We start from the raw sequence: 11,535 nt of genomic DNA on the forward strand, positions 1-11,535 counted from the left end.
TTCCCATCATTCACAATTCGTATTTTACAGATTCTGGTTTTGATCACATCCGACAAGCTTCTCGGAAAGCTCTTTTAAAGTATTTTCCTGATATCCCGCTTTTCCTGTTTTCCTTACCAGTTCCGCCGTTTCTCTTAATAACGGGTGCCAAATGTGTTCCAGTTTTTTTCTGCCATTCTCTCCAAATACTTCTTTTGAAAGACTGTTCCGGTAATCCTCTGGTGACATTCCAAAGAATTGGATTCTGTTTCCGAACCGCTGCCAGAGTCTGTCGGCAATTCCAATCCCATCCGGGTCAAGACCTCCACTGTAGTAAATGGGAATCCCACTCTGTACGATCAACGAAATCAGTTTTAATGCTGCATACCGCGGCTGTCCCGACGTACACAGCAGCGACACATTCTTTCCCTGCACCTGTTCCATAAGATAGCTGAATACCATTTCGTTTTCCACAATGTATACACACGTTCCGACAGGCTGTACTTCTGTAATACCCTTCAGATTTTCCATGGTAAGCACATACGGTTCCCTGCATCGGCAAAAGGCTTCATATGCAGGATGCCATATCTCCTGTTTTTTCAAACGAATTCCAAACGCATGTACCAGGGAAGAAATGTTATCCGGTACAATTCCCACGCACTGCAGCAGTTCTCTCCATTGCACTCGGTACTGATAAATAAGAGGTTTCATCAATTGCCTCCAAGTAGTCCATCTTTTTTCCTTTCTTCTTCTCTTTTATTTCAACTAATAAAAATTATATCATATCCTGCTATATATGATAAGTTTCTTTTGGTTAAAAACAGAAAAACCCCGGCCGCCTTACGGCGCCGGGGTCTCTTACGTTTGAGCACAAGTATCTTTCGATACAATTATATTTTATTTCCCGCAGTGCTTTCCTCGATTTCGCTTCGCTCCATCTCGGTCGGGCTGTCGCCCTATAAATTCTCCGACTAATGCCCTTGTGTGAGCAAGCTCCCACCGGTCATTACTCTCCGAATTTGCACTGCTCATAGATAACCGAAATTAGTCGATCAGAGTAGCAACACGGCCTGATCCAACGGTACGGCCACCCTCACGGATAGCGAAGGTAAGACCCTGATCCATAGCGATCGGGTGGATCAGTTCGATGGTCATCTCTACGTTATCGCCAGGCATGCACATCTCAGTTCCTTCCGGAAGAGTGATAACACCTGTTACGTCAGTTGTACGGAAGTAGAACTGCGGACGATAGTTGTTGAAGAATGGAGTATGACGGCCACCCTCGTCTTTTGTCAGAACGTATACCTGAGCGGTAAATTTGGTATGGCAGTGAACGGTACCTGGTTTAGCCAGAACCTGTCCTCTTTCGATCTCTGTTCTCTGAACACCACGAAGCAGAGCACCGATGTTATCACCAGCCTGAGCCTCATCGAGGAGTTTACGGAACATCTCGATACCAGTTACAACAGTTTTCTTGGTCTCTTCTTTCAGACCTGCGATTTCAACTTCCTCATTCAGATGAAGAACACCAGCCTCAACACGGCCAGTAGCAACAGTACCACGACCAGTGATGGTGAATACATCCTCTACAGGCATGATGAAGTCTTTATCTGTGTCACGCTGCGGATCCGGGATCCAGCTATCTACTGCATCCATAAGCTCCATGATTTTATCTCCCCATGGGCCAGCCGGATCTTCCAGAGCTTTCAGAGCAGAACCCTGGATGATCGGAGTGTCATCTCCCGGGAAGTCATACTCGTTCAGCAGCTCACGGATCTCCATGTCTACCAGCTCAAGCAGCTCTTCGTCGTCTACCATATCGCATTTGTTCATGAATACAACGATGTAAGGTACACCTACCTGACGGGACAGAAGGATGTGCTCTTTTGTCTGAGCCATAACACCGTCTGTAGCAGCTACTACAAGGATAGCTCCGTCCATCTGTGCAGCACCAGTGATCATGTTCTTTACATAGTCAGCATGGCCTGGGCAGTCAACGTGTGCATAGTGTCTTTTCTCTGTCTGATACTCAACGTGTGCAGTAGAGATTGTGATACCACGCTCTCTCTCTTCCGGAGCTTTATCGATATCTTCGAAGTTCTCAGCAGTGTTTCCTTCTACTCTGGTAGAAAGTACTTTTGTGATAGCTGCGGTCAGAGTTGTTTTACCATGGTCAACGTGGCCGATGGTACCAATGTTACAATGCGGTTTTGTTCTTTCAAATTTAGCTTTAGCCATTTTAAAATGTCCTCCTTAAAATTGCGCCCAGTGGGCTTTTTTGAGACTAAATTGGTGGCAGGAACCCACCTGAATCGTAAACCTGCTAAGTCTGATTATATTGCATTTCCGTCTTATTTGCAAGGGAAATCTCAGAAAAATAATACTTTTAGGCTGTGCAGCCTTTGACAGCTGCACACCCGATTATTTTTCTTACATTATTTTGCTTTTGCAGACAGAACTTTTTCCTGTACGTTTTTCGGAACCTGCTCGTATTTATCAAAGAACATGGAGTAGTTACCACGTCCCTGAGTTTTAGAACGAAGGTCTGTTGCGTAACCGAACATTTCAGCCAGCGGTACGAATCCACGGATCATCTTTCCGCCGCCGATGTCATCCATACCCTCGATACGACCACGACGGGAGTTGATATCACCGATAACATCACCCATGTAATCTTCCGGAGTGGAAACTTCGACTTTCATGATAGGCTCAAGAAGAACCGGAGCACCCTTCTGCATAGCTTCCTTGAATGCCAGAGAACCAGCAATGTGGAATGCCATCTCAGAAGAATCGACCTCATGATAAGATCCGTCGTATACATTTGCATGAACACCGACTACCGGGAAGCCTCCCAGGATACCGGCTTTCATAGCCTCTTCGATACCTTCGCCTACAGCCGGGATATACTCTTTCGGAATAGCTCCACCGACAACGGTAGACTCGAATTTGTAAATCTCTTCGCCGTTTGCATCCATAGGCTCGAATTTAACTTTACAGTGACCATACTGTCCACGTCCACCAGACTGTTTTGCATATTTGCTGTCGATGTCTGCCGGTTTGGTAATGGTCTCTTTGTATGCAACCTGCGGAGCACCTACGTTAGCCTCTACTTTGAACTCACGAAGCAGACGGTCAACGATGATTTCCAGATGCAGCTCACCCATACCAGCGATGATGGTCTGACCAGTTTCCTGATTGGTGTGTGCACGGAAGGTCGGATCCTCCTCAGCCAGTTTTGCAAGGGACTCGCCCAGTTTGCCCTGGCCTGCTTTTGTCTTAGGCTCGATAGCCAGCTCGATAACCGGCTCCGGGAACTCCATAGACTCAAGGATTACCGGATGCTGCTCGTCGCAGATGGTATCACCTGTTGTGGTGAACTTGAATCCGATTGCAGCTGCAATGTCACCGGAGTAAACTTTATCCAGCTCCATACGTTTGTTTGCATGCATCTGAAGGATACGTCCAACACGCTCTTTTTTATCTTTTGTTGCATTCAGTACGTAAGAACCGGAGTTCATGGTTCCTGAATACACACGGAAGTATGCCAGCTTACCAACGAATGGGTCTGTCATAATCTTGAATGCCAGTGCGGAGAACGGCTCGTCATCGGAAGAATGTCTTACGATCGGGTTTCCGTCCAGATCGGTACCCTCGATTGGCGGGATATCGGTCGGAGCCGGCATGTACTCAAGAATAGCGTCCAGGAGTTTCTGAACACCTTTGTTTCTGTATGCAGAACCGCAGCATACCGGTACAGCTGTACACTCGCAGGTAGCTTTACGCAGAACTGCTTTCATCTCGTCTACAGACGGGATATCATCATCCAGATAACGCATCATCAGCTCATCATCCAGCTCGCAGATTTTCTCTACCAGCTCGGTGTGATACAGCTCAGCGTCGTCTTTCATATCTTCCGGGATATCAACGATGGAGATATCATCGCCCTTATCGTCGTTGTAGATGTAAGCTTTCATCTCGAACAGATCGATAATTCCCTTGAATTCATCTTCCTTACCAATTGGAAGCTGAAGGCAGATAGCATTTTTACCAAGTCTGGTCTTGATCTGATCTACAGCGTTGTAGAAGTCAGCACCAAGGATGTCCATCTTGTTGATGAATGCCATACGCGGTACGTTGTAGGTATCAGCCTGACGCCATACGTTCTCAGACTGAGGCTCTACACCACCTTTTGCACAGAACACGCCGACAGCGCCGTCCAGTACACGAAGAGAACGCTCTACCTCTACGGTAAAGTCAACGTGGCCTGGGGTATCAATGATGTTGATACGGTGCTCAAGAGCGCCCGGTTTCGGCTTGCAGTTCTCTTCCAGAGTCCAGTGGCAGGTTGTAGCAGCTGAAGTAATTGTGATACCACGCTCCTGCTCCTGTTCCATCCAGTCCATGGTAGCAGTTCCTTCGTGAGTATCACCAATCTTGTAGTTAACACCGGTATAGTACAGGATACGCTCGGTCAGGGTTGTTTTACCTGCATCGATGTGAGCCATAATACCAATGTTTCTGGTTCTCTCTAATGGATATTCTCTTCCAGCCAACGGATTTTCCTCCTCTTAGAATCTGTAGTGAGCAAATGCCTTGTTAGCCTCTGCCATCTTATGAACTTCTTCTTTCTTCTTCACAGAAGCACCTGTGTTGTTAGATGCATCCAGAATCTCGTTTGCCAGTCTGTCTTCCATGGTACGCTCGCCTCTCTTACGAGAATAAGCGGTCAGCCAACGAAGGCCAAGAGCCTGACGTCTGTCCGGTCTTACCTCGATCGGTACCTGATAAGTAGCACCACCGATACGTCTTGCTTTTACTTCAAGAACCGGCATGATATTGTTCATTGCTTCTTCAAATACTTCGATTGCTGGTTTTCCAGCTTTTTCTTCTACTTTAGCAAATGCGCCGTATACGATTTTCTGGGCAACGCCTCTCTTACCATCCAGCATGATGTTGTTGATCAGCTTGGTTACCACTTTGTTATTGTATAACGGATCTGCTAAAACATCTCTTTTCTGAGTATGTCCTTTACGTGGCACGTTACTTCCCTCCTTAACCATCATTCGATTAAATCATCGGTACTCACACTTATTTGCAGTATGTCCGCGCGTGTAAATTCTCTATAAATCCGCAGCCGTGGGGATTTATGGAATAACGCACAACATTTCGCTTTTTTGTGATACTAGATATATCTCGAACTCGTTTTACTTAATTATTTCTTTTTCGGTCTCTTAGCACCGTATTTAGAACGGGCCTGTTTTCTGTTAGCAACACCTGCAGTATCAAGTGTACCACGGATGATGTGGTATCTGGTACCTGGCAGGTCCTTAACTCTTCCTCCACGGATCAGAACAACGCTGTGCTCCTGAAGGTTGTGACCTTCTCCTGGGATGTAACTTGTTACTTCGATTCCGTTGGAAAGACGAACTCTGGCGATTTTACGAAGAGCTGAGTTAGGTTTTTTCGGTGTAGCAGTTTTAACAGCTGTGCACACACCTCTCTTCTGAGGAGAAGACATATCTGTGGATTTCTTTCTCAGAGAATTGTAGCTTTTCTGCAGTGCCGGCGCGGTAGATTTCTTTACGGAAGTCTCACGGCCTTTTCTTACTAACTGGTTGAATGTTGGCATTCCATTTCACCTCCTGATAGATTTCTCCGTGTGTCCCACGGGGTTTCATACGGCTGCTTTAGTTCAACATAATTGCTTTGCAGCTTTTGCGCGCACAAAAAACAGTCTTTTACGCACGCTCGTTTATTATAGCGTCTGTCCTTTCAAAAGTCAAGGGGGAAATTCGCAAAAAATCGCGTATTTACGCGGCTTCTGCGGATTTCCCCCATTGATGCATTACTGTGCAAAAGTATTTTTTCTTCCTATTATAATCTCACCAGATTATTTTCTGACATTTTCTGTTTTTCGTTAAAGCGGACGGTTCCTGAAGGCCGGACACGCATCACACCGCTTCGGCTTCTCCTCGCTCTGTGCATTGCCCCAGAGGTCACGCGCTTTCTCTTCGGCACACCCTTTGCACCAGGGAAACATGCGGACATTGCTGATGTAAAAGTTCTCAAAGTTTGTCTCGTCGTTGTTGATGTCAAACTGCTGCTTTCTCGACAGCTCTTCCGTATGTTCTGCAATCCAGGCCTTCTGCCCTTCGGTCGCCGGATACCCCGGTCCGCCGAGGACGTAATCCATATCGGCATGGAGATTTTCCGGTTCGCCTGGTTTGTGGAATCCTACAAATAAAATATAACCGCGACGTAAAAGCTCCTGGATCGGCTCGTCCGTCTGGCCGTCCTGACCTAAAATCGCCCGCGCGGTCTGCGCATGAAAATTTTCTGTTTTGGGATAGAATTTCCCAGTTGGTGCTAAAAATCCATCTGCCATTTTCTTTTCTCCCATGTTCTCATTTGCTGTATGCTTTTCTATACCATAACCGATTTTTTCAAAACAGGCAAGGTTTGTTTTACTGGATTTTTTTTTTTATCTGTGCTATACTCTTTCCCGTGCATTTATGCAATCGGATTTTCCCGTCTTTTTGCGGGTGTCCGGACTGGTTCGTGAACTTCCCAGTATAAAAAACCAAGTATCTCAAAATTTTCATCAAAGGAGATTGGAAAATGAATGCAAGAAAACTGGTCATCGACTGTGATCCGGGCATCGACGATTCTCTCGCCCTGATGCTTGCCGCGGCTTCGAAAGAGCTGGATCTTGTCGGCATCACCACAGTCAGCGGAAATGTACCCGCTTCTATGGGCGCTAAAAATGCCCTCAAAATTCTTTCTATGATTGGAAAACCAGATGTCCCGGTTTATGTCGGCGAGGAGACGCCTCTGGTCCGCGACTACGTGGACGCGATGGACACCCACGGCATGGACGGTCTCGGCGAATCGGGCTGGCCGGATGCCGAAGGCCTTACGCCCAACAAGGACGCTGTTTCTTTCCTGATCGAAACCTTAAAAGCAACCCCTGATGTTACCATTCTTGCCCTCGGACCGATGACGAACCTTGCAAAAGTCATCTCCCGCGCACCGGAGTGCCTGACAAACCTGACGGCTCTTGTCTCCATGGGCGGAAGCTATAAGAGCCATGGAAACTGCTCCCCGGTTGCCGAGTACAATTACTGGTGCGACCCGGATGCCGCAGCCGAAGTATTCCGCGCGTTTTCCGAGCTGCCGCAGCTTGCAGGCAAAAAGCTTCATATGATCGGGCTGGATGTCACACGAAAAATTGTCCTGACGCCGAATCTTGTGGAATATATGAAATGCGTAAATCCAGGAGTCGGAACCCGCATTGAGGAGCTGACACGCTTCTACTTTGATTTCCACTGGAAACAGGAAAAGGTCGTCGGATGCGTGATCAACGATCCGCTCGCGGCCGCTTATCTTGTGGATCCGTCTCTCTGCAGCGGTTTTGATGCGTATACGCAGGTAGAAACCGGAGGCCTCTGCATCGGACAGACGGTTGTGGATGCCATGAATTTTTATCAGAAAGCACCGAACAGCCACATTCTGACGCAGGTCGATGTGCGCCGTTTCTTCCTGATGTTCTTTGAGCGCGTTCTCGGCGTGCCGCAGGAGGAATCCGCACCGGTTCTCGACCAGATTCTCACCGCACCGCCGGTCTTCCCACATGAGACGATGTTTCAGAAGGGAGGCGAGGCATGATGAATACTAACCGTACGTTAAAGCTCACGACACTCGCGCTCTGCGGTGTCATCAATATTCTCGGCGGTACCATTGCTCTGCTGCTGCGTCTTCCGGTTTATCTGGACTCCATCGGAACAGTTCTGGCAGCCGCTCTGTTCGGACCTGCTGCAGGCCTCGTTCCGGGACTGATCTCCGGACTCATTTCCGGCATGACGAGTGATATCTATGCGTTTTACTATATTCCGGTGCAGCTTGTCATCGGTCTCGTTGCCGGCCTTGTATTCCGCAGACTCCGCCCGTCCCATACGGCAGGATCCCGCAGCGAGAGTCTTTCCCTCCGCTCCATGGGCTGGAAGCTGTTTCCGGCAGCGCTTGTGATCTCACTTCCGGGTACTGTGGTAAGTTCCACAATCACCGCGGTTGTTTTCGGTGGAATTACTTCCTCCGGCTCCACTGTGCTGGTGCAGCTGCTTCACAGCCTCGGTATGAATCTGACTCTCTCTGTCTGCGTTGTACAGGCCATGACAGACTTTGTGGATCGAATGATTGTCCTTGCGGTCGTCCTCGTGATTCTGCCCGCCGTTTCTTCTGCTTTCGGCAGTCTTTCTATGAGAAGCAGAAAATAATCTGTACCAATAGCACAAAGAATCCTGCAAAAAATTCACTTTCTTTTTTGCAGGATTCTCATATTTTGGCATAACAAGAACTCCGAAAAAAGGGGAGGCTGCATCAGGAGCCATCCCTTTTCCGGAGTTTTTTATTTCTTCTTTAATAAAATCATTCACATGCGCGGATCCATACCTGCATTTCGCCCTCACCTCGGTTGTTCCACATATAATATGGAATCAGCTTCAGTTTCGTCTTTTCCTCTTCCTCTTTCTGATACAGATGATACAACGGCTGTTTTTCCGCATCGCCCAGCTTCATGCGACGTCCCTCGGCCGTTACGCGCACAAAATGCTCGCCCAGCTCATCGGCTGCTTCTGCGGTTTTTTCACCATTCACACAGAGTTTTGTCAAATGCAGATTCTTTCCGTTGTCTGCTTCTTCCATACAGTAAACAACCGGTCCTCGTTTTACGGCAACACGGCCGGCGTCCTCGCGTACAAGCGGATTGGATGCCAAAAACTGGATTTCCATCGGGAAGTTCAGGCGGATCGTCTCACCCTTCGCCCATACTTTTGTCACATACAGATACCCGTCTTTTTCTTCCACTTCTGCGCCTTTTGGAATCTCTTTTTCATAAGAAGCACACCATCCCGGGATGCGGAATGCAAAGGTGTACGGCTCTTTGGTATCGCTCTCGCAGGTCACGGAAACATGGCCGTCCCACGGGAATTCGGAAGTGATGGATGCTTTTACTTTTTCTCCTTCCACTGTTCCACCCATGTACAAGTGGACAAACAGGGTTGTGTCGTTTTCCGTGTATGCGTAAGATGCAACTGAGCTTACCGTTCTTGCCAGGTTCGGAGGGCAGCAGGCACAGCCGAACCATTTCTGACGGATCGGTTTTACATGGAATTTCCGCTCATCCTTGTGACATGCCTCCGGCAGTACCTCCAGCGGATTGACATAGAAGAAGCTCTTTCCGTCGAGCGCCATTCCGGAGAGAACGCCATTGTAGAGGGCTAATTCCATCACATCCGCGTACTCTGCTTTTGCCTGAATCTCCAGCATGCGGCGAGCAAAGAACACAAGACCGATGGATGCACAGGTCTCTGCGTAAGCGGTATCGTTTGGCAGGTCATAGTTGAAAGAGAATGCCTCTCCTATATGAGTGGCACCGATTCCGCCGGTGACGTACATTTTCTGATGCACCATGTTGTTCCAGAGAGTTTCACAGGCTTTCAGCAGGCTCTCATCCTGCGTTGCCCTTGCCACATCCGCCATGCCGGAATAGAGATATACGGCGCGTACGGAGTGCCCCTGCACCTCATCCTGCTGACGCACCGGGCGGTTTGCCTGATTGTAGCTATATCGTTCCTCGCCCTCCGGGCAGGTCAGACCGCGCTCGATATCGTAATAGTATGGTTTTGTTCCGCGTTCATCGATGAAGTATTTCGCAAGATCAAGATACTTCTGCTCGCCGGTCAGATCATAGAGACGCATCAGAGCCATCTCTGCAATTTCGTGACCAGGATAACCTGCTTTTTTACCCTCGCCGTGACCGAGTTTGCTGGCAATAAAGTCCGCGAAACGCTCTGCTGCTTTTAAGAGATGGTCTTTTCCGGTCGCCTGATAATAGGCTACGGCGCCTTCCGTCAGATGACCGAAGCAGTACAGCTCATGGTTGTCCTTAAGGTTTGTAAAAATCATATCCTGATCGTTGATCAGATAGTAGGTATCGAGGTATCCGTCTTCTCTCTGTGCTGCGCAGACAGCTTCAATTGCTTCATCTGCCGTTTTTTCCAGCTCCGGATCGGGATGCTGTGTCAAGGAGTACGCAACTGCCTCCACCCATTTGGTAAAATCGGTATCCTGGAACAGGAAGCCATAAAATCTTCCGTCCATTTTGCCATCCTTCGGCAGTGTCTCAAAAGTATCCAGCGGATATTTGATCTGAACAAATTTGTCTCCTTTTGCTTTCCGCTCTTTTTCAACTTCACCGGCGCGGCGGTAGTTCCGCATACAGAAGCTCGGTGCTGCTCCCGGAACATTGTCATTTAAGGCATTCCACTGATACGGAATTACTTCGGTGCGGACAAGCTCCATCTCTTTTTTCCAGAATGCATCGGTAACCTGGACTTTTGCCAGGGATAATGGTTTGCTGAAGTTTTTCTGATCCATTTTTTCGGTCTCCTTTTTCATTTTCTTCCGCCGCCTCCTGGTTTGAAAAAGATATTTTCCTTGCTTTCAGATATGGGAAGCGTTACACTTCTTTTGACGGCTGTTTTCCTGTTTTTCTATAGTTTTATTTTAGCAAAACGGACCGCCGTTTAAAATACAAGAATGTTTGAAAAGGTTTGAAAAAGTCATATGATCTCTGTTTTATTTCCAGATGCCGCCTGTTTTACCTACGACCTCTGCGGCAAATTCCAGTCCCCGTCCCCGGAGTGGATGCACCTGACACGGAATCTCGTCAATTTTGAACTGATGGTTGTGACGGAAGGAACGCTTTTTATCGCGGACGAACGCCGCTCTTACGAGGTTCACCCCGGCGAATATCTTCTTTTGCCGCCGACCGTCCATCAGCATGGCTCGAAAAAGGGAAGCTGCTCTTTCTACTGGCTCCATTTTATCCCTGGTATCCCCTCCGCACCGATCATCGCTCCTTCTGACCCGACCGCCGGATCGGTTCTGGATGAGTTTCATGCTGCACCGCCATCCTCCTACCGTCTTGAGGACCTCGCTCCCGCCCAGCTTCCATCCAACTACCCCGAAACGTTATGCATCCCGCGCCAGGGAACGCTTTCCTCCCCGAACCGCGTCATCATCCTCATGAAGCAGCTCCAGGACACTTCCCTGCGTTTCCACAATACGTTCCTCAACAACAGCCTGACTGCCGCTGTTCTCGGCGAAATCAACTGTCAGAGTCCCTTCTACCGCACCTACACTTCCGAAACGCAGCGGACGCAGATCCTGCAGGACATCATCAGCTACATCCAGTACCACAGCAGCGAGTCCCTCAAAGTCACCGAACTCGCCCGTTATTTCGGCTACAACGACAAATACCTCTCTTCCCTCTTCCACGAGGGCACCGGAATGACACTGAAGCAGTTCATCCTGAAATCCAAAATGGACAGCGCTATGGCCGAGCTGACGGACACAAATCACACGGTCTCTCAGATTGCTTATAATGTGGGATTTCAGGATGCGCATAATTTTTCCACGGCTTTCCGAAAACTCACCGGGATGACGCCGGGACAGTACCGGAAGAGTTATGGGAACCGGAAACTTTCTTTTGAATAG

General features: G+C 48.4%; 10 protein-coding genes and 1 riboswitch. Of the genes, 3 read left to right on the forward strand and 7 right to left on the reverse strand.

Going from position 1 to position 11,535, the window contains the following annotated elements; translation table 11 throughout:
- Nucleotides 1–24: 24 nt before the first annotated feature.
- The 6 genes from DWX26_RS10460 to DWX26_RS10485 form a co-directional block, all read right to left on the reverse strand.
- Nucleotides 25–690, reverse strand: coding sequence for a DUF2399 domain-containing protein (locus DWX26_RS10460; protein ID WP_118601389.1), 666 nt, complete (start codon nt 688–690; stop codon nt 25–27).
- Between the two features lie 333 nt (nt 691–1,023).
- Nucleotides 1,024–2,217: an elongation factor Tu gene (gene tuf / locus DWX26_RS10465; protein ID WP_022463261.1), complete on the reverse strand. Its 1,194-nt coding sequence runs from the start codon at nt 2,215–2,217 to the stop codon at nt 1,024–1,026.
- A 197-nt stretch (nt 2,218–2,414) separates the two neighbouring features.
- Complete coding sequence (fusA, locus tag DWX26_RS10470) at nt 2,415–4,532, reverse strand: elongation factor G (protein WP_055219269.1); 2,118 nt, start codon at nt 4,530–4,532, stop codon at nt 2,415–2,417.
- Between the two features lie 15 nt (nt 4,533–4,547).
- Nucleotides 4,548–5,018 (reverse strand): 30S ribosomal protein S7, encoded by a 471-nt coding sequence (rpsG, locus tag DWX26_RS10475; protein WP_022463259.1) that lies wholly within the window; start codon nt 5,016–5,018, stop codon nt 4,548–4,550.
- A gap of 173 nt (nt 5,019–5,191) precedes the next feature.
- On the reverse strand, nt 5,192–5,608 hold the full coding sequence (gene rpsL, locus DWX26_RS10480) for a 30S ribosomal protein S12 (RefSeq protein WP_022463258.1): 417 nt from the start codon (nt 5,606–5,608) through the stop codon (nt 5,192–5,194).
- Nucleotides 5,609–5,896: 288 nt separating this feature from the next.
- Nucleotides 5,897–6,364: a hypothetical protein gene (locus DWX26_RS10485; RefSeq protein WP_118601390.1), complete on the reverse strand. Its 468-nt coding sequence runs from the start codon at nt 6,362–6,364 to the stop codon at nt 5,897–5,899.
- Nucleotides 6,365–6,524: 160 nt separating this feature from the next.
- Nucleotides 6,525–6,569: riboswitch (PreQ1 riboswitch) on the forward strand.
- 28 nt (nt 6,570–6,597) lie between these two features.
- Here DWX26_RS10485 and DWX26_RS10490 point away from each other — a divergent pair.
- Nucleotides 6,598–7,644, forward strand: a complete 1,047-nt coding sequence (locus DWX26_RS10490; RefSeq protein WP_118601391.1) for a nucleoside hydrolase — start codon at nt 6,598–6,600, stop codon at nt 7,642–7,644.
- Complete coding sequence (locus DWX26_RS10495) at nt 7,641–8,252, forward strand: ECF transporter S component (protein WP_243030626.1); 612 nt, start codon at nt 7,641–7,643, stop codon at nt 8,250–8,252. The genes DWX26_RS10490 and DWX26_RS10495 overlap by 4 nt, the downstream gene beginning before the upstream one ends.
- A 151-nt stretch (nt 8,253–8,403) precedes the next feature.
- Here DWX26_RS10495 and DWX26_RS10500 read toward each other — a convergent pair whose 3' ends face one another.
- Nucleotides 8,404–10,434, reverse strand: a complete 2,031-nt coding sequence (locus DWX26_RS10500) for a glycoside hydrolase family 127 protein (RefSeq protein ID WP_330423002.1) — start codon at nt 10,432–10,434, stop codon at nt 8,404–8,406.
- Between the two features lie 168 nt (nt 10,435–10,602).
- Here DWX26_RS10500 and DWX26_RS10505 point away from each other — a divergent pair, with 168 nt between their 5' ends.
- Nucleotides 10,603–11,535, forward strand: coding sequence for an AraC family transcriptional regulator (locus tag DWX26_RS10505; protein ID WP_022463253.1), 933 nt, complete (start codon nt 10,603–10,605; stop codon nt 11,533–11,535).

The organism is Blautia sp. AF19-1, from assembly GCF_003479155.1.
GTDB lineage: Bacteria > Bacillota > Clostridia > Lachnospirales > Lachnospiraceae > Fusicatenibacter > Fusicatenibacter saccharivorans.

Bases quoted from the DNA above. Each gene is read 5' to 3' on its own strand.
- DWX26_RS10460 (WP_118601389.1), bottom strand. From the start codon at position 690: ATGAAACCTCTTATTTATCAGTACCGAGTGCAATGGAGAGAACTGCTG.
- tuf (WP_022463261.1), bottom strand. From the start codon at position 2,217: ATGGCTAAAGCTAAATTTGAAAGAACAAAACCGCATTGTAACATTGGT.
- rpsL (WP_022463258.1), bottom strand. From the start codon at position 5,608: ATGCCAACATTCAACCAGTTAGTAAGAAAAGGCCGTGAGACTTCCGTA.
- DWX26_RS10485 (WP_118601390.1), bottom strand. From the start codon at position 6,364: ATGGCAGATGGATTTTTAGCACCAACTGGGAAATTCTATCCCAAAACA.
- DWX26_RS10490 (WP_118601391.1), top strand. From the start codon at position 6,598: ATGAATGCAAGAAAACTGGTCATCGACTGTGATCCGGGCATCGACGAT.
- DWX26_RS10495 (WP_243030626.1), top strand. From the start codon at position 7,641: ATGATGAATACTAACCGTACGTTAAAGCTCACGACACTCGCGCTCTGC.
- DWX26_RS10500 (WP_330423002.1), bottom strand. From the start codon at position 10,434: ATGAAAAAGGAGACCGAAAAAATGGATCAGAAAAACTTCAGCAAACCA.
- DWX26_RS10505 (WP_022463253.1), top strand. From the start codon at position 10,603: ATGATCTCTGTTTTATTTCCAGATGCCGCCTGTTTTACCTACGACCTC.